The organism is Parashewanella spongiae, assembly GCF_004358345.1.
Lineage (GTDB): Bacteria > Pseudomonadota > Gammaproteobacteria > Enterobacterales > Shewanellaceae > Parashewanella > Parashewanella spongiae.
This window is the reverse complement of record NZ_CP037952.1, coordinates 2,099,296-2,124,186: the sequence shown is the minus strand read 5'-3', so window position 1 is coordinate 2,124,186 and position 24,891 is coordinate 2,099,296. Positions and strand designations below refer to the sequence as shown.

Annotated in this window: 15 protein-coding genes and 1 pseudogene; 7 read left to right on the top strand and 9 right to left on the bottom strand. The window is 38.6% G+C overall.

Features of this window, described 5'->3' with window-relative positions:
* Positions 1-100: 100 nt before the first annotated feature.
* The gene (locus tag E2I05_RS08045) at positions 101-1,093 is read left to right on the top strand and encodes a LacI family DNA-binding transcriptional regulator (RefSeq protein WP_121851741.1); all 993 of its coding nucleotides are present in this window, start codon (positions 101-103) and stop codon (positions 1,091-1,093) included.
* 536 nt (positions 1,094-1,629) lie between these two features.
* The gene (locus E2I05_RS08040) at positions 1,630-4,758 is read left to right on the top strand and encodes a hypothetical protein (RefSeq protein WP_121851742.1); all 3,129 of its coding nucleotides are present in this window, start codon (positions 1,630-1,632) and stop codon (positions 4,756-4,758) included.
* Positions 4,759-5,305: 547 nt separating this feature from the next.
* Here E2I05_RS08040 and E2I05_RS08035 read toward each other — a convergent pair.
* The 7 genes from E2I05_RS08035 to E2I05_RS08005 form a co-directional block, all read right to left on the bottom strand.
* Positions 5,306-6,706: a M14-type cytosolic carboxypeptidase gene (locus tag E2I05_RS08035; protein ID WP_165905416.1), complete on the bottom strand. Its 1,401-nt coding sequence runs from the start codon at positions 6,704-6,706 to the stop codon at positions 5,306-5,308.
* A gap of 44 nt (positions 6,707-6,750) precedes the next feature.
* The gene (locus E2I05_RS08030) at positions 6,751-8,709 is read right to left on the bottom strand and encodes a hypothetical protein (protein WP_121851744.1); all 1,959 of its coding nucleotides are present in this window, start codon (positions 8,707-8,709) and stop codon (positions 6,751-6,753) included.
* A 675-nt stretch (positions 8,710-9,384) separates the two neighbouring features.
* Positions 9,385-10,665: a group II intron reverse transcriptase/maturase gene (ltrA, locus tag E2I05_RS08025; RefSeq protein WP_133309564.1), complete on the bottom strand. Its 1,281-nt coding sequence runs from the start codon at positions 10,663-10,665 to the stop codon at positions 9,385-9,387.
* A 1,071-nt stretch (positions 10,666-11,736) separates the two neighbouring features.
* Complete coding sequence (locus tag E2I05_RS08020) at positions 11,737-12,237, bottom strand: DUF6702 family protein (protein WP_121854918.1); 501 nt, start codon at positions 12,235-12,237, stop codon at positions 11,737-11,739.
* Positions 12,237-14,663: a M1 family metallopeptidase gene (locus E2I05_RS08015; RefSeq protein WP_121854919.1), complete on the bottom strand. Its 2,427-nt coding sequence runs from the start codon at positions 14,661-14,663 to the stop codon at positions 12,237-12,239. Before E2I05_RS08015 ends, E2I05_RS08020 begins: the two co-directional genes overlap by 1 nt.
* 497 nt (positions 14,664-15,160) lie before the next feature.
* Complete coding sequence (locus tag E2I05_RS08010) at positions 15,161-16,492, bottom strand: hypothetical protein (RefSeq protein ID WP_121854917.1); 1,332 nt, start codon at positions 16,490-16,492, stop codon at positions 15,161-15,163.
* Positions 16,493-16,906: 414 nt separating this feature from the next.
* The gene (locus E2I05_RS08005) at positions 16,907-18,562 is read right to left on the bottom strand and encodes a hypothetical protein (RefSeq protein ID WP_121854916.1); all 1,656 of its coding nucleotides are present in this window, start codon (positions 18,560-18,562) and stop codon (positions 16,907-16,909) included.
* A 274-nt stretch (positions 18,563-18,836) separates the two neighbouring features.
* On the opposite strand from E2I05_RS08005, the gene E2I05_RS08000 reads away from it, so the two are divergent.
* Together E2I05_RS08000 and E2I05_RS07995 are read left to right on the top strand one after the other, a co-directional pair.
* Complete coding sequence (locus E2I05_RS08000; protein ID WP_121854915.1) at positions 18,837-19,670, top strand: 23S rRNA (adenine(2030)-N(6))-methyltransferase RlmJ; 834 nt, start codon at positions 18,837-18,839, stop codon at positions 19,668-19,670.
* Positions 19,671-19,762: 92 nt separating this feature from the next.
* The gene (locus E2I05_RS07995) at positions 19,763-20,362 is read left to right on the top strand and encodes a pentapeptide repeat-containing protein (protein ID WP_121854914.1); all 600 of its coding nucleotides are present in this window, start codon (positions 19,763-19,765) and stop codon (positions 20,360-20,362) included.
* 145 nt (positions 20,363-20,507) lie between these two features.
* On the opposite strand, the pseudogene E2I05_RS21980 reads toward E2I05_RS07995, so the two are convergent.
* Positions 20,508-20,678 (bottom strand): annotated as a pseudogene (locus E2I05_RS21980) (transposase); the annotation flags it as partial.
* Positions 20,679-20,771: 93 nt separating this feature from the next.
* On the opposite strand from E2I05_RS21980, the gene E2I05_RS07990 reads away from it, so the two are divergent.
* Together E2I05_RS07990 and E2I05_RS07985 are read left to right on the top strand one after the other, a co-directional pair.
* The gene (locus E2I05_RS07990) at positions 20,772-21,899 is read left to right on the top strand and encodes an IS4 family transposase (RefSeq protein ID WP_133309563.1); all 1,128 of its coding nucleotides are present in this window, start codon (positions 20,772-20,774) and stop codon (positions 21,897-21,899) included.
* A 55-nt stretch (positions 21,900-21,954) separates the two neighbouring features.
* Positions 21,955-22,140, top strand: coding sequence for a hypothetical protein (locus tag E2I05_RS07985; protein ID WP_133309406.1), 186 nt, complete (start codon positions 21,955-21,957; stop codon positions 22,138-22,140).
* Here E2I05_RS07985 and E2I05_RS07980 read toward each other — a convergent pair.
* On the bottom strand, positions 22,121-23,137 hold the full coding sequence (locus tag E2I05_RS07980; RefSeq protein ID WP_133309562.1) for an ISAs1 family transposase: 1,017 nt from the start codon (positions 23,135-23,137) through the stop codon (positions 22,121-22,123). The genes E2I05_RS07985 and E2I05_RS07980 overlap by 20 nt on opposite strands.
* 376 nt (positions 23,138-23,513) lie before the next feature.
* On the opposite strand from E2I05_RS07980, the gene E2I05_RS07975 reads away from it, so the two are divergent.
* Positions 23,514-24,884, top strand: a complete 1,371-nt coding sequence (locus E2I05_RS07975) for a DEAD/DEAH box helicase (RefSeq protein WP_121852907.1) — start codon at positions 23,514-23,516, stop codon at positions 24,882-24,884.
* Positions 24,885-24,891 lie beyond the last annotated feature (7 nt).

Here is a 24,891-nt window from a genome sequence, read left to right as displayed (position 1 = left end):
GTGTAAACGTTTACATAATGCAAAATCAACAGCTTTGGATCTTGCAATCTCACATATTAATATTGATACTTCCCCTACACTTATTCTAAAAAAGTAATTCATGGCTACCATTAAAGATGTCGCCCAGCTTGCGAATGTATCCGTTGCCACAGTGTCACGTGTTGTAAATGGCAGTAACAAAGTTGGTAAAAAAACACTCGAAAAAGTTAAGTCAGCCATGCTAGAGCTCAGTTATCGCCCAAATGCCAATGCTAGAGATTTAGTGACTAAACGAAGCAGCACACTGGGCGTAGTGGTTCCTGATGTAAGTGACCCATTTTTTGCTTGCCTCGCTTCAGGCGTTGATACCATAGCTAAAAAACATCAACTTCAGTTACTACTTAGTACTGGTGGACAAGATGCTGACAGTGAGCGCAAAGCCATTGAGTTGTTACTCGCAAGACGCTGTGAAGTTATGGTGGTGCACAGTAAAAAAATCTCTGATAACGAGTTAATGGCCTTATCAAAACAAGCAGCGGGGTTAATTATCATTAATCGTCTCATTCCGGGATTAGAGCACAAATGTATTTGGTTAGATAACTATGCAGGCGGGCAGTTAGCGGCCCAACACCTCATTTCAAAAGGTGCTGTGAGCATTGCTATTGCAAACAGTAATTTAGATATTAATGATCCTATCGAACGTAAACGCGGTTTTAATGATTACCTTGCTTCTCTCGATACGAATGTTTATAGCAAAGAAATAAACCACACACCAAATCAACAAGGTGGAGAGCTTGCAGCAAGCGCTCTGTTAAACGAAAAGCAATCATTTGATGCTGTTTTTGCATATAATGACGCTATGGCAATGGGTATAATCGCGACACTCATCGACAAGGGGATAAAAATACCCGAAGATATTTCTGTTATCGGTTTCGACGATGTCATATTGGCTCGCTATAGTCAGCCCAAACTCACTACTCTCAGTTACCCTATTGAAGATATGGCAATGTACGCAGCGGAACTGGCAATTTCTCAAAACGTGAATAAGGGTGATAGAAAAGAGATACAGTCACATTGCTATCTACCAAAATTAATTGAACGCTTTTCAAGTTAAATATGGCTTCAACATCTCTCTGAATTCATTAATTAAAATTAATTTTATTCAATATCCTCTTGAGAGATTTTCCGTTATTTTAGAAGCAGCTATCAAATTGTTTCATGTTTTCATCTGTAGTGCTCACGGCTGATTTCATTGTTTATACCAATTACAGTAATTAAATCCTCAACTCAGGGCTATGTATGTGCTCAAAGTGCAATCGAAATTGATGAAGGCATAGTTGTTACCGACATACAAAACTGTCGTTATTACATTGCTACGTCAAGACAATTTTGAGAAGTAATTTGAGCACATACAAGCTCCCGAAAGGCAAGGCTAAAGGGTTCCATTACTGCGTTACAAGCACTTGAATTATCCCGACAAAAGCACTAAGTGCGTTGAACGCCAGTTTTGTATGGCGGCCGTAGGGAATATAGTACTTCGAGCTTGTGCCTTGTACTGAAACCCTTTAGCTCTTGCTGAGTGAGAGATTAATTACTGTAACTGGTATTAATCGGCCATCGTTTGTTTATACAAATCCGGAGCCTTTAGTTATGAGTACCCCAGCAATCAACCCGAGTTTGGCTGCACCAGAAACGACGGCTGCCAGTCAAGAAAAGTCAAATTTATTAAATGGATTTGAAGTCAATAGGTCAGAAGATAAAGCATGTAAGAGTTTGCACGATGCTGAATTTGCCCAAGAACCCAACGAAGAGTGGACTCAAGTAGTAGCTTTTAAAGGAAAACGAAAAACATCGAGAACACAAAGTGCGGTTCACGGTCATCAGCAAAAAACATCTGAACCACCGACTTCTCGTAGAAGAAAAACCGCTTTGAATTCACCGGGTAAATTGCCTCAAACAAAAGCCAAGGTACCTAGCCAAGCTAAGCCTAGAAAAGAATACGATTTCTATCAGACAGAACTCACAATGAGTAAAGCAAAGAATTCTGATCCAATCGCTGATATTGAAACATTTTTTAAAAAATTTGATGAGCTACAGCCTCAAGCAAAAAAAGAACATCACTTCAATGTGCTTCTAGGATGTGCGATTGATGTTTATGTTTCTTCTCACCTTCCTGCACTAATATCATTTATACATCAAGTTTCTAAAGATCATTTAGGAAGGCTTTATGCACAACGTATAATAAAAATCATTGACCGAATTAATAGTTGGGTTGATAACAAACCCACAGCCATCCCCGAACATCGCAAAATTGAACAAAACCAAGCAATCAAGTGCTTACTTGAATCAGAAATGGCATATGCTGATTTCCGTTGTCAATTTGGAGATCTTATGGGCCTTTCTCCAACGTTAAACTTATTAAAAAAATCGGTATCTCCTAGAGGGGTGTGCTCTCGTTTCAATATTTATAATGATGATGAGTTAGTATCCCTTTGTGAAGAAATAGAAAAACTTGACACTCAATTTGAAGAATCGAAAAAATCAGATTTTATCCCAACTGTTTGTGTTCCTTGTTCTAAGGTAACTCGTCTGCTATTAGAACGTAAATTTGATGAAGTGGCTAAAAACATCGAACAAAAATATGCCACATCCATTGAACACAGAATGTTTTGTGACATGGCAAACGCAGCCTTTGATGAAATATCAGGCTTTATGCATGAACAAAAATTGCGTGGTGATGCCTACGTACATCTTTTAGAGAGCACCTATGATTTTCTGCTATGTACATTCCCGATTATCAGTAAAGTACCTCGATTGGGTGGTAACTTCATTCAAGGATACGGCCATATTGTTGATAGGATCATCGACCGTTGTTGCTGGCGAAAAGATACAAAGTTAACAGAAAAACACAAAAATATGATCAAACTTTTATGTGAACAAGATGGTCTCTTGAAACATGAACCCTGTGCAGAGAACTGGCGTAAGTTTAATTGCGCAAATAATCCTGATTTAAGGAGTCAGTCATCAAAAAAAAGCCACCAGCTAAGTGTAACCCCTGCAGATTGCTCTCGATTCGTTACATTATTTTTTACAAAAACGTCTTTCTTAAAAAAACTCACACATGATCAATTAATTTCTGAAGCGAGTTGTTTGTTACCCATTTTTCAATTGCCCTTAACTAAATTCAAAGAATTACAGACGAAGTCATCGGGTGAATCGTTAAATAATGCAATGGAAAGAATAAAAGGTAGAGTATTCAGCCCACTTATTTCCACTCGAAATGATTTAAAAGCTCAGCATAAAGAAGACACTAAACTAATTAACTACTCAAAAGATATGATCTCAAATTTTGGTCACCTACAAACTCAGCTTGCCTCAATGCAACCATTCGTCAGAGTATTAGGTTTAGGCTCAGGTACTCGGTCTAGAAACGACTATTTCGCATGGAACGATATTATTTGGCACGCTTGGCTTGCTGATTTCCAGCAGGCCAATAATGAAAAAAGTATTGATCATGATTGCCTAGAGCGCCTTCATCAGTTCAGCCTCCTCAAACCAAAACTCAGTTCACTTCCACTTTTTGGTCAATTTATAAATGCTGTTCATCGTTATTTAACACTCGCAACCACTGGGAAAGAGATTACAATTTCTGAACATCAATTGCTTCAGGTGATATTGTCTTGGGCAATTGAAGTGTATGGCCAAAAAGAAAAAACACAACGAAGTAGTTATACACAAACTGCAAGCTTTGACGAATTAAAAGCACTAGGGAAAACATTAGAATTTCAATTTTCTCAACGTGAACATACTGACACAAGAAAGCTTGAAGTGCCTAAATTCAATCAAGCTGAACCGGTTTCCCCCCCAGCAAAAAGTTGGGCAGGTATTGTACAAAACAAACCTAAATCAGTAACTATTTTAAAAAGAGAGAAAACTACACCTAAACCTGAGCTCGTCGTTCCAAAAGAGCCCCCAGCATCGACAACAACACCTTCCCAATTCCAGCCACTAACTAAAAAGGTCTTATTACCAACACCTCCGCCAATACCTAAGCAGGCTTTACTACCCACACCTCACTCAGTACCCGAATCAAACATTACATGGGCTCAAGTTGCTTTTAATGCTCTAGGCTCTTGTTCACCACTCACAAAAGTAAAAAATGATCTTCAGGCTTCTGGGAGCTCTCACAGTCTCACTTCAACTGCTGGCTCAACGACTTCTATCCACTCAAGTACATCGGAAAGTGGCCGTTCTGAAATAATGGATTCGCCGGCATCCGTCAAAAAATCCAAGGGCGATTTTATCTGTATTATCAAGCAAACTCCTGATACAGATTGGAAGGTCAGAATACCGCTGCTTCCAACTCGTGATGTCAACGAAATGAAACTCAGTGAAAAGTTAGTTAATGCCTTTGAAGAGTTGAAGTTAGCAAAACATAATGCGTTAACATCGAGATCACAAGCTTCTGCTTACGAAGATCTAAGCACAAAAGAGACGGATCAAATTCAAGATGCTGTAGAAACCATCATTGAGCATCTGCTGAGCAAATGTAACGATTCTTTGGTCATAAGAAACGTAAAGCGTGCTTTGAGAAAAATGACAAACTATGTTGATAATGGTGATATATCTGAAGCGCTTTGCGAACTGATGAGTCATCATATCCAACGCTGGAAATTGTTTGATCGATGGCAAACTCGCTGTATACATGATTGGTTACTGGATTTGCGAAAAGACTTAGGGATGCAAGCCGATTTTGGGATTTATGTGGATACTGAGTAATACCAATTACAGTAATTAATGGCATAAGGGCTCTAGAGATTTAGAAAGTACCAATCTTTTTCATGCCTGCATTAAGCGAAGGCTGGTATCCAGTGACTTTTATAGAAAAAAGCAAAGGCACTAGGGTCTGTTGATCATTCGTGATTGTTTTTGCAGCGATAAATTGGTTATTTTATGCAAGGCAGAGTTTGTGAGGTTTGGTTAGGGACGTGGCGGAAGAATGTATACCAATTTTATCGTCACTCCTGCGAACGCAGGAGTCCAGAGTCTTTGGTTAATTTGGGCACAAGTCGCTGGATACCTGCGTTCGCAGGTATGACAAATTAAGCGTTGAAATTTAAATTGGTATTATTTGAACTGCGACATCCCTTATTCCAAATAAGAAAACGATAACGCAGCAATAGCACAAAATTTAATCCTGAAAGATCAACAGACCCTAGACTACCGACATACAAAACTGTCGTTACTTCGTTTCCAGCCTGCGCTAGAGTGACGAGAACTCATCGGTATACTTTCTTTTCTTCTGCAACTTTCCTAAAACTATTATTTAATTTTTAGTATCAATTTCACTCGGAATCACAAACTTTTCGCTTGAGCTTAAGTGCTCAGAATTCAATAGCTGTATCAAACCACCATGAGATAGTGAATGGTATTTCAAAACTCCTTTCATCAGTGACTCACCTAATGCCCTTAACCTATCGGGTGTAATGAAACCAGGCTGAAACCCTGCATGTTCGTATGTTGTTTCTAATGTTACAGCCATCACTTGATCTCCAAAATTGGCCCACCACCATGATTCGGGGAAATTTTGACTGGCAAACTTACTCCCACCTTCAACTGGCGTAGGCTCTATTAATCGATCACCAAATTCATTGCTGTACTCTTGGCTCACTGCTCGAATAAAACGAATCGAGTTGTGCCATAAATTAGCTTGCCTTTCGCTGTAACCTTGCTGCATTGTGCCAAAATGTGGGAAAAAGAAAGCCCGTGTATTAGGTTTACTTTGTGTTGAGTGGAGGTTCAATGCTATGGAAAAAGGCGCTGATGACTGAGATAATTCACGTAACTTTTTATTGATTATTTGATTTTCCAGAGGAGAGTCATCATCAAGATATAACGGATTCGATTGGGAACGATACCAAGTGTTTTCTAAATTTTCGCTTTTGCTATTCAATCGATAATTCCCTGTATATACGCCATCAACATTATGCATAGGCACAATATAAAAAATGAAGTTATCTAGCGCCTTATTGACATCGACACGTCCTCGATCTGCGAGCCAACTTAATATCCCTTCGGTGACAAATGAGCCACCTGTTTCTGCGGCATGGCTGCGAGCCTGAATCCAAACACTCTTTTTATTGTTTGCGTCAATATAAGGATTAGTCACCGTAATCATGTCTATTGGTAAATGGTGCATAGGAGAAAAACCAAGCGTTTGTTTTTTAAAGTAACCCTCACCCTCTAATTCAGGGTACTCTTTCATTAATAAGGTATAAAAATGGTCAAAATCTGTCTGAGTGTAAGGGTAAAACCTTGCAATAAACACCTGCTTTTTATCGTACTGTCTTTCAATCTTCACTTGATGATTCACCATTCCTAGTGCGTTCAGTACTGACGAATGGGTAATCTCATCACTTTCAAACCGATGCCAAGATTTATTGTCGTACGAAAATAATGGCGTATAGCGATATTCCCATCCTCGATTTGTCTTATCAAAAATATCGTTAACTACGAATTGATATAGTCGATCGATTGGTAACCCTTCGAGTTTAATGTTCCACCAATTTCTCCACTTAGGTATTTGATATAAAGAGTTATCACCATTATCGTTATCAAGCACAATTTGACTGCTATTTTTGCTAACCTGAAGCTGAGAAACTTTCCCCAAATTTGCTGAAGGAAAGTTGGCTAAAAGCTGAATGTCACTTTCTAGTTGACAAGCCATTAAAGCTACCACAAAAAGTAATATCAAAGCGCCACGATATCGGTTCATAGCTCTTTAGCCCAGTCAAAAACAATATCGATAGCACCTTCATTTTTAGCTTGTCTCGCGAAAGACTTAACGCAAGATTGTTGCGGTAATACTCGTTCAACTTCATCTCGGCAAACCGTACCTTGATTAAACCCCGTAATAACGGTCAATTCATGAATGCTTTTACTCTTCTCAATTTCTCGAATTATTTTGACAAGTATAAATCCAGCAGTTTTTGAAGGCAGAGTCGCGCTAGTAATTTTCAATATTGCGTTTGAATGTAAATCAAGCATTGCTGTTCGAGACGGGCTTGTTCCGTCATCTTCGGTGATCTCTAATATTTCTGATCGATAATAGTTTTCTGTAACAGCAAGTTCATACATTGATACTGCTTTTGTAAAAAAATGATCTTTTTTCCGAGGGGTATCTAAAGCTTCAGATATCCTGAAGTAAACCACCATCATCCATTGAATTGTATTAATTCCTACAGGCTTAGGTTTACAATTTAATCGGCATTTCCCATAAATTTGTAAAACAAGATCCTTAGCTTCTTCTATTGGCATAAGTTCATGTCTGATGATACTTTCCATCGCCTGCAAAGCTACATTAAGAAATTGTGTATCAGGATAACGACACTTTTCTATATACTCATGATATAAACTCAACACTTTTTCAGCAAAAGGCTCACCGCCATCAAAATCGATACCAAACGCCAAGCCTAAAACCAATGACGTATAGGTATACTCATCTGGTTCTATACCTGATGCCCGACACTGTGCAAGGTCACATAATGCACTTTCAATCACCTTTTTTGAGGAGTCTCTTTGAGCCGCGTTGGCTTTGGCTGCAATCACTGAGTTCCATGTATAGAAGGTTTTCTGAATATTCTTTGTTTCAAACTTTCGAAGAAGTACCTCAATACGCTTAAGCCATAGTTGAGCGCCATCATGTCGGCATGCGCAGGCATAGGCACTGATCATTGAATTTAACATGTATAAGTCAACTTTGATCTCCATTTCTTCTACTCGTGAGAAAAGTTCATGGGCTTTATTAATCGCTTGATGGGAAGCGTCAAACTTCGATACACGACCATATACTTTAATTAAGGCCATTACCGTATACAGGTCATATTTAAAACCGTTAGCTTCGATAAATTCGATTATTTTATCCAAATCCTCGAGCAAATTGAGCTCTCTGTCGTTCTTTATAGCTAAGCTCAGCGCTTGTAATGCTACATTTAATAACCGCAACTCTACAAGTCCTTGTTTAGCGCACACATCGACAAATGAATAAATTTTACTTCCCCATACGCCATGCTGATCGTACTCGGACAAGGTTCCAAATCCATGAAGTAAAGCTACGCACAAAGGAACATCTATTGCTGTTTTACCCGTCCTTAATCTATCTTCTATTGCGCAAACTCTTCTAGCCCAAAAGCCATCTCGTATTCCCGCTTTACAATAATATGGGATCACTACAGTATATATTTCGGTTAAATGTTGGTGAGAAAACTGAGCTTGACTTAATTGATTCAAGATACAATAAATTGCATCATATTGATGATTTTCACCAGCTTTCTTTATGTTAGCTTTAGAAACACTTATAATTGAGTTTAAATAGGCTTCACTTTCCTTGTTACCTGGTTGCCCAAGCACTCTTTGTATATCGTAATCTTCAACAAATTGTATAAATAATTTTTTTAACTTATCAGGATTCTCTTTTAGCTCTACCCTTACCAATTTTCCAAACTGCTTATATGTAGTTGATTTTGAATGATTTAATTGTTTTCGCTGAGGGCCTCTTACAATATTATCCTTCTCACACTGCCTAACAAGGCTTCTTTTAGTTCCACCTGCTTGTACTTTGAATGTTTTCCCCTTAACACAAAGCTTATGTGTTGTTTTTGCTGAATTATCGCTCATGTATTCAGGGAAATTGATTCGTTGTTGACTTGTCGGGGTCGAAGCGTACGCCATTAAAAATCTCTATTATAAACCGATAAAAATTCCTATTTTCATAATTTACTCGATGAAAAAGGAATAGCTAAAACTGAAAGATACACACTTTTAAGCTTTAAAATGATTAATATTTGTTTAGAAAGAAGAGATTGGAAGTAATACCAATTACAGTAATTAAATTCCCAGCTCACAGCTATGTATGTGTTCAAAGTACAAGTGAAATTGATGAAGACATAGTTATTACCGACATACAAAGCTGTCGTTATTACATTGCTACGTTGAGACAATTTTGCGTAGTAATTTGAACACATACAAGCTCCCGAAGGGCAAGGCTAAAGGATTCCATTACTAGGTTACAAGTTTTTGAATTATCCCGACAAAAGCACGAAGTGCGTTGAACGCCAGCTTTGTATGGCGGCCGTTAAGGCATATAGCACTTCAAACTTGCGCCTTGTACTGAAATCCTTTAGCTCTTGCTGAGTGGGAAGTTAATTACTGTAATTGGTATAAATAGGTTATTTGGGGATTATCTCCGTAATAAATCAACACTCTTTTATCACGGAGATATTTTAAGTAGAGTAGGCTACTGGCTTCGCTATCGCTTATCCAGCAGCCCCTCTTCGATTCCGTGCATGAGGTTTTCCCTCACACGGCTCTGTTGTTACACTTCTCTCAGCCCCTTCACTTTGCTTATCATCTTGTCGTGGGTAAATACTCAAGACCAGCTTGGCGTAATTTTTCGTAAGCACCTCGTGATAGATACTTGCTTCGACGTTGACTTAAGCGACGATGCCAGCGATAGAACCGGTTTACTACAAATCCATTTATTCTGAAAAATACACCTCTGGGATAACCTATCCCACCAAAATAGTGTTTCCATCCCCTCAGAACTTGATTAACCTTATTTATCAGTACGCCAAGTGTATTTGAGGTTCGGTGTTTCACTATGTCTCTGATTTTATTTTTCAGCTTTGTTTGGCTCTTCTTAGACGCCTGTATCTTAATGTAACTGGTGCCTTTGATGATACCTGTGATCCGTTGAAAGTTAAAACCGAGGAAATCAAACTTATTCATCAGCTTTCCCATATCCACACAGTGGGTTTTACTTTGATTTAGCTTCAGACCTTCATCACTTAATTGCTGTGTTATCCAGTCCAGTTGCTCTTGTGTGTAGGTTTGCTTATGAAGTACAACAAAATCATCTGCATAGGTAACGATTTTACACGGTGTTTTTTCGTGTATTTTCAAACAGAAATCGTTGAGATAGATGTTAGCCAGTAGTGGAGAGATAACTCCGCCTTGCGGAGTGCCACATCGGCTTGCTTCTATTCGCCATTTTCTGTTGACCGTCTCTACGCTGATGGGCGCTTTGATAAAGCTTTTCAGCAAACTCAGAAAGCTGCTGTCGCTTATTCGCCTTTCTACTTTTGCCATCAACTTAGCGTGCGGGATGGTATCGAAATAGGCGCTCAAGTCAGCATCAAGTACGTGCTGATAGCCTTGTTTTAGGCTCATTTCAATGACTTTTACCGCTTGCTGGGCGCTTCGACATGGACGATAACCATAACTGTGTTCATGTAAATGAGGTTCGTAGACGGGTTGCATCACTATTGTCATCGCCATTTGCACAATTCTGTCACTGATTATCGGGATCCCAAGTTTCCGCGTTTTGCCGTTGTCTTTGAGTATTTCTACTCGTTTGACTGGGCTAGGTCGATAGTTTTTCTGTTGTAATTGAGTTTGAATTTCTTTTAACAGCGCAACGACTTTCTTTTGCTGCTCTAGATAACTGAATGTGATGCCATCAATTCCTGCTCCGCCTTTATTGGCTTTGCATCGTCGATAGGCTTCTTCGAGTATATCTAGGCGACTGAGTTTATCGTACAAGCTGTAAAATCGTAGCTCCGAGTTAAACTTTGAGCGTAAGTAAAGTTTTCGCTGTAATATTCTGATATTTACTGGAGTGTTAGCCATATGGCAATTTCACCTCAAAAGTTACGTTAAAAAACGGGTGTAACACTGAGCCCCTTCCCTGATGTGAAGTTATGTTGTCTTCACGGTTAACGGTACTATGGGCTCATCCGACTGCCTGAGCGCCCTATCTGAAATTTCGGTTTACCTTATATTCGGATAGTGGAAGTCACTACCTTCCAACACTCAGGCTCTCCCACGTTCACTTTATTTCCTTCAATACATGCCACTTCATATTACGCCGGAAGATCAAACAGATGCATTTACCAGTTGCTTCTCTGTTTGTGTCAGGGTTCGTCAACTAGGAAAGACTCCCCATCTTCATTTTTTTGATTTACGACGCTTAACTGAATTCGCTTGATGCTGCGGCCTACATTGCATCTCAACCTTTATTCAAGGCCTTTGTCACAGGGCTTCATGTCATAGCGGTTACCCATTATGCATGCCCGTCAGATTTCGGGATGAACTGGTAATTATCCCGTCAGGTACGTTTCAACCTGATGGACTTATTATAAATAATAACGTTGCTGTCTCTGGTTTATGGCCATGTAATCGCTTGGCTGCGTATACGTTGAGACAAATCCCGCAACAGAATAAAGCGCTTCGTGGCGCTCCCTAGAAACATCAGTTGACTGCGTTCTCAAGCGTAGAAAAAATGGCTGATAGTAAGGCGTAGCTTGCAGCAAGTAGTTTATTCTACTTGCAAAAGTTACAACGCAGATAGCAGTCATTTTAGCAAGCTTGTGAGCGTAGAGCACTTCACTCATTGGGTGAAAGCCATGATGATAAAATCATCTTATTGCTAAAACAGTTACTCATATACTCAGCGTTCAACTGACGTTTTTAGGTTTATCTATAAAAGTCACTGGATACCTGCCTTCGCTGGTATCTGACATTGAGCACATCCATTAAAAAACCAAAATTAATGAATACTTACTCACTTTTGCGTTGTGAAAATGTTCATATCGGTTAGTTTTAAGTAAAACATAGATAAAAAGTGATTTCTTATTCAGCCTTGACCACATAACTATTCCGTGTGCGCAATGTCAGTGGTATGACAAAGATTGGTACTTTCTAAATCGCTAGATCCCTTAGTAAAACTTGTTGCCACTTATCTTCAAAATGTAGCCTTACTGAATTAACTTTTTTATTCCGTTCAATATTGATGTGATTTACTTGATCAGACCAAATCTCTTGCAAGGTTGTCATTTTAATATAAAAACGGTTCATATCTTTAGTTATGGGCGTTTCTTGATAAACCCACAGGTATTTACCTTGTAACTCAGTTCCCACATACTCAAGAGCTAATGTCATCTCGCTCTCATTTTTCAATGAGAATGTTGACGTTGCATAATAGGCGAACGCCTCTCGGCTCACAGGATCACTAATAAGATCAGCACTTTTATCAATAACTCGCTGCGCCGCATGCTCCGCATCATGTAAATAAAAGCGGTGCTGAATTTCCAACATGTCAGTTCTCTGGTTGAATTTGATGTTGGTATAGGCTTCTTTTTGCTGATGAGCCAAAGGCTTACCAGCAAAAAGCAAAACAAACATTAACAATAATAAACGCATTACTTCTTTTTCACCTTAACGTCAGGGGTTTTCAGTTCTTGTTTATTATCATGCATGATATCGCGATGCTTATTACCTTTGCGTTTTTTAGATTTAAAGGCTTCAATGCGTGATTGAATTATTTGCCTTGGGTAATAGTTGTTTTCAATATCAACATCAGCGGTTTCACGTCCTCGGTCAATAACCGCAGATACAAGCACTTTGTCTTTATCTGTAACAATCAGTTTATTAACCTGTTTAGGTGAGCGGCGCCAAATTTCTGCTGGGATCATTAATGACTCTGTTTCGCCATTTTCAAATGTCAACTCAAGTAAAATAGGCATCACTAGTCCGCCTAAGTTAGAGAAATCAAAAACGTAATAGTTCTTGTCTTCTTCAAGCGCTCTGTCTAATACTTTCCTCTCCCAAGGTTCAAGCCCCGCCAGCTTGCTTTGGTACTTATTACGTTCTTTATTAGTGACACTAAAACGATCATTCTCGTCATGATAATCACGAATGTCACTGTTCATTTTAACCCATTCTTGATACTCATCACGCTGGTTATGCTTAACGGCTAATGGCATAGGTTTATCTTGATATGACTGACGGCGACGTTCGTAATCGATATCTGGATCGCTTGTGTCTAAACGCAATTTATAAATGCTGTCTAAGGAGATATCGACATGATCTGTGGTGTAAAACCAACCTTTAAAAAACCAATCTAAGTCAACACCTGACGCTTCTTCCATCGTACGGAAAAAATCGCTCGGTGTTGGGCGCTTATTCATCCAACGTTGGCTATATTCACGAAAAGCAAAGTCAAAAAGCTCACGTCCAAGTACAACTTCACGCAATATATTTAGAGCCACAGCTGGTTTGATGTAAGCGTTAGGGCCTAATCTCAACACACTGTCAGCTTGAGTCATAATAGGAACTTGAACATTCGACTTCATATAATCGATGATATCTTCTGGTTCACGGCCCCAATCTAAACTTGAGTCCCATTCTCGCGTGGAAATACCATCAAGGAAGCTGTTTAATCCTTCATCCATCCAGCCCCACTGGCGTTCGTCTGAATTCACAATCATTGGAAAATAGTTATGCCCTACTTCGTGGATCACAACACCGATAAGAAACTGCTTTTCAGACAATGTGTACGTACGTGAACCATCATCATGCCAAATCGTTCTTGGTCCGTTAAAACTTATCATTGGATATTCCATACCGCCAACTGGCCCATTGACACTAATGGCTGTTGGGTATGGGTAATCGAAGGTAAATCGTGAATAGACTTCCATAGTGTGGATAGCAGAAGCCGTCGAGTATTTCTCCCATAACTCACCGCCTTCTTTCGGGTAAAATGACATGGCCATAACGTGAGGGTTAATGTCTCCTCCCTGCTGATAGCCTTGTGCATCCCAAATAAACTTACGTGAAGAAGCCCATGCAAAATCACGAACATTTTCGGCTTTAAAATGCCATGTTTTTTCGTCATTGATTACGCTTGATTCATTATTAAGTGCTTCTTCCGGAGTCACAATAAATAACGGTTTTTTAGCCGTTTCAGCTTTCTTTAAACGTTTTTGTTGTTCGCCTGTTAATACTTTATTTGGATTTTGTAATGTGCCCGTTGCTGTAACAATATGATCGCTTGGAACCGTCATTTTGACATCATAATTACCAAACTCTAAGGTAAACTCACCGCTGCCTAAAAACTCTTTGTTATGCCAAGCTTCGTAGTCAGAATAAGAGGCGACTCGAGGAAACCACTGGGCTAACAAGTAAATATCATTGCCACCTTCTCGAACATCATCAGGGAAATGTTCATAACCTGAGCGAGCACCAACAGCGTCTTCTTCTAGAATGTTATATCCGTACTCTATATTCAGCTTTGTACTGTGATTTGGTTTTAATGGCATAGGTAAGTCAACTCGCATTTGTGCGCCGACAATGGTGTATTTGAGTGGCTTACCTTTTTTATCTGTCACACTCGATAATACATAGCCTAGTTCATTATCGGTCATGAATTGTTGACGACGTAATTGCTTTAACCCAATTTTTGCAAACGCTTTTGCTTCGTGGGTGTTATGGGCATCAACATTATTATTTATCCCCTTGAATACACTCGTTCTTTCTGCGGCTGAGTCAGTCTTAAATCGGTTTTGTTCTAGCTGAAACCATAAGTATTTTAACGTGTAAGGAGAATTATTATGATAGGTGATGATTTCGCTACCCGATAAACGACGTTTTTTTTCATCAAGCCGTACATCAATTTTATAATCAACTTGTTGTTGCCAATAATCTTTACCAGGCTCGCCCGCAGCATTACGATAATCATTGGGTGTAGGAAGGTGTTCTTCTAATTGGCGAAACTTGTCTTGAAAATTACCTTTAGTTTGTTCAATTATTGAGGCGTTGGCATGAACAGTGACCAAATTTAAGGTCATCAATACTATGAGATATCGTGATAAGCGCACGGTTATTCCTTTTTTATTAAAGCTCCATCTGTGACGAAGTACTTATTATACCAATTACAGTAATTAATCTCTCACTCAGCAAGAGATAAAGGTTTTCAGTACAAGGCGCATGTTCGAAGTACTATATTCCCTACGGCCGCCATACAAAGCTGACGTTCAACGCACTTCGTGCTTTTGTCGGGATAATTCAAGAGAACGTGCAACGCAGTAATGGAAACCTTTAGCCTTGCCCTTCGGGAGCTTGTATGCGCACACTTTGGTTTATAAAGAATACTTCACAAAATTATCTCAACGTAGATAACTATGTTTTCACCAATTTCGTTTGTACTTTGTGCGCATACATAGCTCTGAGTTGAGCATTTAATTACTGTAATTGGTATTATTATGTAAAAAGCGACTTGGAATAATAGCTGAAACTTGATCAAGTTGGCAGTAGAATTATGTAAATAGTTATATCACCGCCCGCTTTACATTTTATTGTCTGGTCTTACTTTAGGTGGTTCTCCAGTTAATTTAGGCAGCATTGAAGTTTCCTGTGAAAGCTCTGCAACTGATGTTTGTTGTATCTTTATACCATGCAACATTCTCATAGTTACAACATCCATAAAACATTGCCCTTTTCCACCGGTTTTCTTATCGAGATCCATTAGAGCAGGTTTTACTGTTTCAAATAATGCAGTATCACGATACGTTCCTTTAAATTGAACTAAAAATTCTCTTATTGAAACGTAGGGCTTAGCATTACTTAATAGACTCTTTAACTCACTCAGTCGTGCGACATTGGAATGCCCTCTTCCGATACAACCTGCACCTACTTTGCTTGCTTTTGAGCCCACTTCATTACTTTTATCAACATGAAATGGTAGTGGAAATGGGTACTTAATTTCATAAAGCACAGCCTTGCCATCAAAATGAGATTTAAACTGTATCTCATAAAAACCATCTTTATCCGGACATGGGCTACAACTGACAAATTTTGTACTATTAAATGAGCCATCAGACTCGTCCATTAATGCCGTTCTTGTCGGCGATCCTTCTTCGGTCATGTACTTAATTGCATTTAAAAAGTATTCTTCATCTAAATACTCCTCTTGCTTACTTGCGATACTGTGCTCTGCCTTCAAAGCCGCTTCTAATCTAATAAATTGACTAGCCTCTTGTTCAGATAAATCATGAGCATGATAAAGCTCTTTTTCTTCATATTCACACATCACAGAATATTGCTTTGGTGTTTCACTCTTTTGAGTTATCGCTACAATGAGTTTTTTACTTTCTTTCACTCCTTTACCTTGAATCTGTTGGCAACAAGTCAACACTTTTTCAATATATTGACAACAATCAGCTTGTGTATTTTGAAGCAAGGTATCGGCAAGATCTCCCGAACTCTGGTACTCTGTAACGACGTCATGGCTCGCTGAATTTTTATCTATTTCACCTCTAGCAACTTCATAATGGTCAATCCTTAATACCACAACAATTCTAGAAGCATCTAGTGCTGGAGTAGTAGTAATCGAGAACAGACTTTGGTCATTGATTGTCGTCATACTCTTTAAATCTTGAAACCGCTTAATCCTTTGCATGATTGTCGTACTTGAAGGATCATTTTCTCTAAGCTCACTAACTATCTTATCAATCGTTTTTTGTTCCACTCTTTTTTGCAAAAGCAAATCTCTAATCGACCTGAAAATGCCCATTTGCTTTGCTTCAGTTTCTGAATTTGCCGTGATGATTTTTGCTAGATTGTCTGCTTGAAAATAAAACCCGTTTACATTTGCTTTAGCTGTGTTTTGTGCAGCCATATTTTATTTCCTATCACCGACTAAAATCGAACTGACTCAAATATTATCTTATTTCTGATATTCAAGCTGCTAACCGTCTTTTCAAATGTGGTTGGAAATATAACTAACACTTTGTTTAATAAATAGTAGAATGTCATTAGAGAGAATAATTCTAATATCTACTTATTTATTATTAACTAACGGGAAAGCAGAGCAATCGCACGAGTGAGTGTTATATGCACAACTCCATGTGGTAGTTTCGTAATTCCTACGATAGTGGGGATCTATAAGACACTAATGATACAACTATTATGTATGTTCAATTTTAGGAGACTTGTAAAAAAATGCTCCCTATTTTGGAAGCATTGATATGAAAAACTAAATATTAAAAAACCTTGTAATCTAGCAACTTAAGGATTTAACTTTCAGCTTCTGTTAATTGCTCTTTTTCTCTAATTTTTCAATAACCGTTGGCTCTTGAGCGAGCTCTGCCACACTCGTATCCCCTACTTTGACTTCATGAAGCACTTTCATTGTTTCCATATTGTGGAAGCATTCACCTTTACCACCAGTTCTTTCGTCAAGCTTCATTAATATTGGCTTAACAGCCTCAAATAACACAATATCTTGAGATGAATAAAAATATGGATCTAAAACATCCCTAATATTCGTGTATTTGTTGGCTTGGTCTGATTTAAACAATTCCTTCAACTGCAGAGATTGTCTTGCTTTTGTATGACCACGATAAATTTGTCCAGGAGTAATCATGAATCTTTGACCAGGAACATTACTCTCAGCCTTATGCAGTGATAACGGGAAGGGGTACTTGATATCAAAAGTAGTTTTAACCGAATTGTGCTGAGCTTGAAAAGTGAGTGTGTAATGCCTTGCGCCCGCTACCTCATCACCCTGTTCACAGCTGACAAACTTAGCACTGTTAAACGATTCATCACGGTCATTAAGCAGTAAAGCACGAGAATCAGAGCCATCTTCCGTCATATAAGTTATCGTTTTTGTGAAATATTCTTCCTTCTTGTACTCTCTATGCATTTTTTCGACAATTTCTTTCGCCTCTATAACGGCGACAGAAACAGCAAGTTGTTGATACTCTTCTTTAGTAATTTCTTGGGCGGAAAATACTTCTTGCCCCTTCATTTTACAAACCACTCCATATTTTGCGGGGCTATCATCAGAAGCCGTTAAATCAATTTTCAATCCTGAGCAAGCAGAAGCATCTAACCCAAACACCCCTTGTTGCAATGTTACTAAATCGTCAAGGTTTTGCTGTGTTGTTTTGCTACGTGCATTAATTTTTGCCACAGTAAAGGCTAGAGCATTGCACTGCGATTCTGTGATATCCGAAACGGAATATATGCTTTTACCATCACGCTTACAATCAACCTTGTAATGTGGCGAGACTTCGCTTGTTTTTGAGATTTCAACAGCAAACCCAGCACTTGAGGCAGCATCTAATTTATAAACCTTTTCACAGCACACGAGTAACTTTTTAAAGTGAGCTTGTTGAATTTCCTCATTGACTTCTAATGCTGTCCCAACGAATTCTACCTCAGAGTCGTCATTATTAAGGCCCTGTTCTATATCAAATATAGTAGCTGCTCGAAGTAAACTCGCATCACATAAAGGTTGAAGAACATCATTTAAGTTTTCATGTGAAACTACTTTCGAATGGTCTTCGGAAGATGCTGTCAATTGTCCTAGAGAGGATCCATCTCTTAATTTTAAATCATAATTTTGAATACTCAGCCAGATATTTATTTTGCTGTCATCCTTTGAAGATGGCTTCTCATAAATCACGAATAATTTTTGATGTTCTGCAGAGGCTAATTTCCGTACTACATCAAACCTTTTTACCATTTGTACTAGGGCATCATCTTTTGTACTTATTATGCTAAATTTCCCTACAATCGCATTAATAGCTTTTTGTTTTTTCCCGCCGTTCAACAAATCTCCAATTTTACTGCCAAAACTCGTTTCTCTCGGTTTATCCGCAGTGACAATCCTTTCTAATTCTTCTTGGTTAAATTCATAACCTTCAATTAATACTCTATCATTTGATCCAGATACAGCCATAAATCCTCCCCAGTGGGATTACATCATTTTAATTAACATTCTTCTCTATGAAAACACATAGAAAACACCATAAAATAAGTCTAAGACATTATTTTTTAATGAGTAATTAAATATTATTCACTTAGTATTAATTGATATTTTTTATGGCGGTCACAATTTCCATCATGCTTTGCTAAAAAATAACAATAAACTAGTTGACTGATACCGTCAGCCGCCAGATCATAACTCGCACCTCATCCCACATTATGTGGTTTTTAATTACAGAGACACTACTTTGCTCAGCTACAGACATTCTTTTCACGCCGGTAATTTTGCCGACGTAATTAAGCACATAGTTCAAGTTGAAATACTGGAACATTTATTGAAAAAAGATAAACCATTTGAATATATCGACACTCACTCAGGGGCTGGGCTATTCAGCATAAAATCTGATGACATGCAAAAACTACAAGAATACAACAATGGTATCGCTAAATTAGATTCAAATAACTTTCCGGAAATCAGCAGTTACTTTGAGGCTATTCAAGCTTATAACGGATCTAAGCGTTTAGAGTTTTATCCAGGTTCACCGGCGATAGCAAAACACTTTTTGCGTACTCACGATCGCGCTTGGTTGTATGAACTTCACCCACAGGATTTTAAACATTTGACGAGTAACATCGGTCAGAACCGAAAAGTTAAAATTGCCCAAGAAGATGGTTTAAAAGGAATGAATAGCATAGTTCCTACTAAAAGTCGCCGAGCGCTGATACTCATCGACCCGTCATATGAAGTAAAAGCTGAGTATGAACTGGTTATCGAAAGTGTCATAAAAGCTTATGGAAAATTTAGCACTGGCGTTTATGCCATTTGGTATCCTGTTGTTGAGCGAAATACCATCAATATGATGGAGAGAAAGCTAAAAAATAGCGGCATAAAGAATATTCAACAATTTGAATTAGGCATAGCTTCGGACTCAAGCGGACGCGGCATGACGTCTTCAGGTATGTTTGTCATCAATCCACCGTGGACAATCAAAAGCAAAATGTCCTCTTTACTCCCTAAGCTTGCCCAAACACTTGCTGGCAACGCTGAGTTATTTAAGTGCATTACCTTAGTCGAAGAGTAACTCGCTCTATAAACTATTCATTAACAAATTGACGTAATAACACAATGGCGTAAAGTAATTAGTTACTTACGCCCATTTAACAAAACAAACCTATGACTGAGATAGAGAACAATCAACAATATTTTGAGCAAACCTTTCATCAACAATCAGATTCTAGCTCTGTGTTTATAGGAATAGAATTTGAAAATTGCGAATTCATTGATTGTGATTTCACTGAAGCTAAGTTCCAAAACTGCAAGTTCAACGATTGCACGTTTAATCGCTGTAACTTGAGCTTAGTGAAACTCACTCATAGTCACTTTTATCAAATCAATTTTCTTGAATGTAAATTGCTAGGTATTGATTGGACTTATGCAGATTGGTCGAGATTCAACTTAGAGCCAGAAATATCATTTAAAAAATGCATTCTTAATGATTCATCTTTTTTTGAATTAAGCATGCACAGTTTGATATTCGAAGAATGTAAATTAAACGATGTAGATTTTCGTGAAGGTGACTTCTCAAATTCAACAATGATCTATTGCGATTTCCACCATAGTTTATTCATGAGAACTAACCTACAGTGTGTTGATTTTACCGAATCGATAAATTTTCAAATAGATATTTTTGAAAATAAACTTACTCAAGCTAAATTCTCTCGTTATGAAGCCATTAATTTATTAGAAAGCCTAGAGATTGAGTTAGTGGATTAACATTTTTGCACTCTTTGAACCTAAATAGATCGGTTGGGAGCGTTTATATACGCAGAAAAAATTACTGATAGCAAGGCATGAATAGCAGCAAGTAGTGGTTACCGACATACAAAACTGTCGTTACTTTAGGGCAAACGGGTCTAAATTAGACAGCCAGTTTGCCCACAGTTAATACCTTCATCAAATATTCTTCATCCCAGCCCGCTTTTAAACGTTTGCTTTTTATTCCTACTTTTGCTGTTTTCTCATTTTTCAGCATGTTGAGTGCTGTTTTATTCATGATAGCCATGTTCTCTGCTGCGTTTCCACTTCTTAACCCAATGGCACTAACTTAAGATTTAGCTGAAGGTTTACTAATTGAACAATAGAGAGTAAATCATACAGATTAAGGTTTTTCTAGTGTCACGCCATGAATACTACAACTCGCCAATTCTTCAATGATGCCCCAGAATTGTTACGTCGCTTTGCTCAAACGGAAGAAGATGAACTTTCTTCAATTCTCACTCTGCAAGATTTAGAAGATTTTCAAAAAGATAATACTCAAAGAGTACGCAAGTATCCCGCTTGCCACACACTTTCGCTTTTCATGAAGCAAGTTGCCAGTGAAAACAAGTCTTGTCGTTGCACACTAATCAGTGACGCTAGAGATCAAATTGCTATAGGTCGAGAGAAAAACAGCACAATTACAGGTCCCTACTGCAAAGCAAGAAAACGGTTATCTCCAGAGTCAATTAAATCGCTATTGAAGAAATCAGGAAAAAACTTAGATGAAGCGATTCAAGGGAAATACTTATGGCATGGCCGTAGAGTGCTATTAACTGACGGCTCAACACTATCTATGCCTGATACGCACGAGAACCAAGCCCAATTCCCTCAACCTAAATCACAAAAAGAAGGGCTGGGCTTTCCTCAGCTGCGGATTTTAGTGTTAATTTCTTTGGGTAGCGGTGCAGTCATTGACTCGGCTGTTTCACCTTGTAAAGGGAAAGGTACTGGCGAGCAGGCACTATTAAGAAGTATGCAGTCAGACTTGAAACAAGGTGACATTGTGCTGGGAGATGCTAATTTCGAAAACTACTTTGTTCTTGTAGGACTAATGGGGTTAGGCGTTGATGCTGTTTTCGAAAAAAACGGAGCCAGAAATGTCGATTTCAGAACCTGTGAAGAAAAGCTGGGTAAGCGAGATGGTTTATTTAAGCTAATTCGTCCATCCTGTCCAGAATGGATGACCCCAGAGGATTACGCTCAAGTGCCAGAAAAGCTTATCGTCAGAATGGTAGGAACAAAGAAACGTATCATTGTTACCACGCTCACGGATAAAGAAGTCTATCCGAAGCAAGATATTATTGATTTATACGTTTCACGATGGCATATCGAGTTGGATTTTAGGTCAATCAAGACCATGATGAAAATGGATATTTTAAGGTGTGGTAGTCCAGATATGGTGCGTAAGGAAATTGATGTTCATTTGTTAGTTTACAACATGATAAGGGCACTTATGTGCCGAGCGGCAGAAAAAAAAAGGAATATCGCCTAGAGAGGCAAGTTTTAAAGCCGCACATGACGCATTACAAGATTTTCAGATATTACTTTTGCAAGCCACCGAAGGGATCATTGACACTTTATTGGATGTGATAGCAGATATTATCGGCGAGCATATCGTTGGCAATCGCCCGGGGAGAAAAGAACCGAGAGCAAAGAAAAGGCGACCGAAACCGACACCAAGGTTACAACATTCAAGAAAACAAGCACGTAGGCTTAAGGTATATCAGAAGTAATTCTTAAGTTAGTGCCATTGCTTCTTAACCGACATGAATCTTCATCAAAGCTTACATCCAGTTGCCAGTGGAGCTTATTTTCAACAAACCAATGAGAACGTATTGCATTTGAGATAAACTCAGCTTTAGGTTTCAAATGACTACTGATGTAATAGCGTCTTTCCATGGTCTTCTCTATCCCTTTTTGTTCCCTAGTAGATTCTACGACTACAATGCTGTTTAAGCTTGACCATCTACTATGGCGTTTTCTGAGCCACTCTACGTCAGACGTGACCCAAACTTTTCTTTGTTCAATTCGACCGTGATCTTTATCGACTTCCTCAAACATATCGTAGTGAATTTTTTTAAATCTAGACTCGAGTTCTGTATCTAAAAATAATTTGATATCTTCAAAGAACTCACCTTGGCTACCTTTAAGGGCGAAAATATAATTAGCTTTTTTTTCAATGATTTTATCTGCAATTTTAAACTGGCAACCCATTGCATCAGTGGTAATGGTTGCCCCTTTAATATCGAGGAGCTCTAACAACTTAGGAATGGCTGTTATCTCGTTGCTTTTACCGTCAACTTTCATTTGCCCTAAGCAAAGATTATTTTTTACTGACCAAGCATTAACGATATGTATTGCTGGAACTTCATTCACTTTATCCAGAGTTCTTCTCAGTGTCTTGCCATCAAGAGGAATGATATCTTCGTCAATTGTACAAAGGTGTTGCGCCCACGCTATAAAAGTGGCATGAAAAGCCTTAGGGCATAAGCGGTTGAGAACATCGTTAAAGGTATCATGGCTTGGGACGCCATGAGGCATATCTAAAAAAGTTTCGAACCATTTTTTCTTCGATTTCCCATATTCTTCAATAGCATTGAAATTATCGCAGCCACAGATAACCGCACATAGAGTAATGGTTATAATGTTAATCAGAGGATGATGTAAAGTTCGTGACATACGAGGGTCGGGTAGGCCATCAAAAAAGTCGCTGATTGTCGTAGTTTTCATAGAAATTAACAAGCAAAGACTATTATAAACCACGATCGCTATAGTTTGGCAAACGATCAAATTTGATTGCTTATTTTTGACCCGTTTGCCCTAGTCGTTACTTCGTTTCTACTTGCAAAATTTATAACATAGCTAGCCGTGATTTTGGCAAGCATATGAATGTTCAGCACTCACCTGATGGGTGAATTCGGGTTGTTTAATTTTTTATTTAACTTCAATAAATTAAAGTTAAATTGTGCATTCAACCGATTTATTTAGGTTGAAGCAACAAACGAGTATTCATGGCACTCTACGCACAGTTAGGGTAAGCTAGCGCACCTTCATCTAGACCCCAGCTTTTTTCAAGCGTAAGCGGCTAACTGTGAGTCCATTTTTTATGAGTTTTACTTCTCTTGGTTTATCAGAACCTATTCTTAAAGCTGTCGCCAATAAAGGATATAAAACTCCTTCTCCGATCCAAGAACAAGCCATTCCTGCGGTGCTTTCAGGTAAAGACGTCATGGCTGCTGCGCAAACAGGAACGGGGAAAACAGCTGGATTCACTTTGCCTTTACTAGAATTATTGAGCGGTGGACAGAAAGTTGGCCAAAATGAAGTCAGAGCACTTATTTTAACGCCAACTCGTGAGCTAGCGGCGCAGGTTCATGAAAATGTTGAAACTTACAGTAAGCACCTACCCTTGCGTTCTACCGTTGTGTTTGGTGGCGTAAAAATCAATCCTCAGATGATAAAACTACGCCGTGGGGTTGATATTTTAGTGGCAACACCGGGTCGTTTGCTCGATTTATATCATCAAAACGCCATTAAATTTAAACAACTCGAAGTGCTGGTGCTAGATGAAGCTGATCGCATGTTAGATATGGGTTTCATTCACGATATTCGTAAAATTTTGGCGATTATTCCTAAGCAAAGACAAAATTTAATGTTCTCGGCAACATTTTCAGACGACATTCGAAAATTAGCTAAAACGATTGTTCACAACCCAATTGAAGTGTCGGTAACTCCGCCAAATTCAACAGTAAAAGCCGTAAAACAATGGCTGCATATTGTTGATAAAAGCCAAAAAACCAAGGTGTTGATAAAGTTATTTAAATCAAACAACTGGAAACAGGTTTTGGTATTCAGTCGCACTAAACATGGTGCAAACCGAATTACCAAAAACCTGATTCAATCGGGTATTCAAGCCGCCGCTATCCATGGTAATAAAAGCCAAGGTGCACGTACTAAAGCATTAGCTGAATTTAAAAGTGGTGCTGTTAAAGTGCTGGTTGCAACAGACATCGCTGCGCGAGGCTTAGATATCGACCAGCTCCCTCAAGTAGTTAACTTCGACTTACCGACTGTCGCGGAAGATTATGTTCACCGTATTGGTCGTACTGGTCGTGCTGGTGCAACCGGACAGGCGGTATCTTTGGTTTCTTCTGAAGAATCGAAGCAATTAAAAGATATCGAAAATTTGATCCAAAAATTGATCAGCCGTGAGCCTATTAATGGTTATGAACCTGTCCATACATTACCAGAAACTATTTTAACTCAGCCTAAAGCTAAAAAAGCTAAAAAACCAAAGAAACAACAAGAAGATTCAAGTGCTCGAACCCAACAAGACAATAAATCAAACAAGAAAGAAAATTCTAATACTAAAAGTAACAAGTCGCGACACTCAAATTCGACGCCAAGAGTAAGAAGCGACAATAAAAAACCGAGACTGTCTTCAACTTCTGGCAATAAACCTCGCACTCGTTCTTAACGTGAAA

What these genes read in the sequence shown, in the direction of transcription:
- E2I05_RS08045 (WP_121851741.1), top strand. Translation starts at nt 101, where the DNA reads ATGGCTACCATTAAAGATGTCGCCCAGCTTGCGAATGTATCCGTTGCC.
- E2I05_RS08040 (WP_121851742.1), top strand. Translation starts at nt 1,630, where the DNA reads ATGAGTACCCCAGCAATCAACCCGAGTTTGGCTGCACCAGAAACGACG.
- E2I05_RS08035 (WP_165905416.1), bottom strand. Translation starts at nt 6,706, where the DNA reads ATGGCTTGTCAACTAGAAAGTGACATTCAGCTTTTAGCCAACTTTCCT.
- E2I05_RS08030 (WP_121851744.1), bottom strand. Translation starts at nt 8,709, where the DNA reads ATGGCGTACGCTTCGACCCCGACAAGTCAACAACGAATCAATTTCCCT.
- ltrA (WP_133309564.1), bottom strand. Translation starts at nt 10,665, where the DNA reads ATGGCTAACACTCCAGTAAATATCAGAATATTACAGCGAAAACTTTAC.
- E2I05_RS08020 (WP_121854918.1), bottom strand. Translation starts at nt 12,237, where the DNA reads ATGCGTTTATTATTGTTAATGTTTGTTTTGCTTTTTGCTGGTAAGCCT.
- E2I05_RS08015 (WP_121854919.1), bottom strand. Translation starts at nt 14,663, where the DNA reads ATGACCTTAAATTTGGTCACTGTTCATGCCAACGCCTCAATAATTGAA.
- E2I05_RS08010 (WP_121854917.1), bottom strand. Translation starts at nt 16,492, where the DNA reads ATGGCTGCACAAAACACAGCTAAAGCAAATGTAAACGGGTTTTATTTT.
- E2I05_RS08005 (WP_121854916.1), bottom strand. Translation starts at nt 18,562, where the DNA reads ATGGCTGTATCTGGATCAAATGATAGAGTATTAATTGAAGGTTATGAA.
- E2I05_RS07995 (WP_121854914.1), top strand. Translation starts at nt 19,763, where the DNA reads ATGACTGAGATAGAGAACAATCAACAATATTTTGAGCAAACCTTTCAT.
- E2I05_RS07990 (WP_133309563.1), top strand. Translation starts at nt 20,772, where the DNA reads ATGAATACTACAACTCGCCAATTCTTCAATGATGCCCCAGAATTGTTA.
- E2I05_RS07980 (WP_133309562.1), bottom strand. Translation starts at nt 23,137, where the DNA reads ATGAAAACTACGACAATCAGCGACTTTTTTGATGGCCTACCCGACCCT.
- E2I05_RS07975 (WP_121852907.1), top strand. Translation starts at nt 23,514, where the DNA reads ATGAGTTTTACTTCTCTTGGTTTATCAGAACCTATTCTTAAAGCTGTC.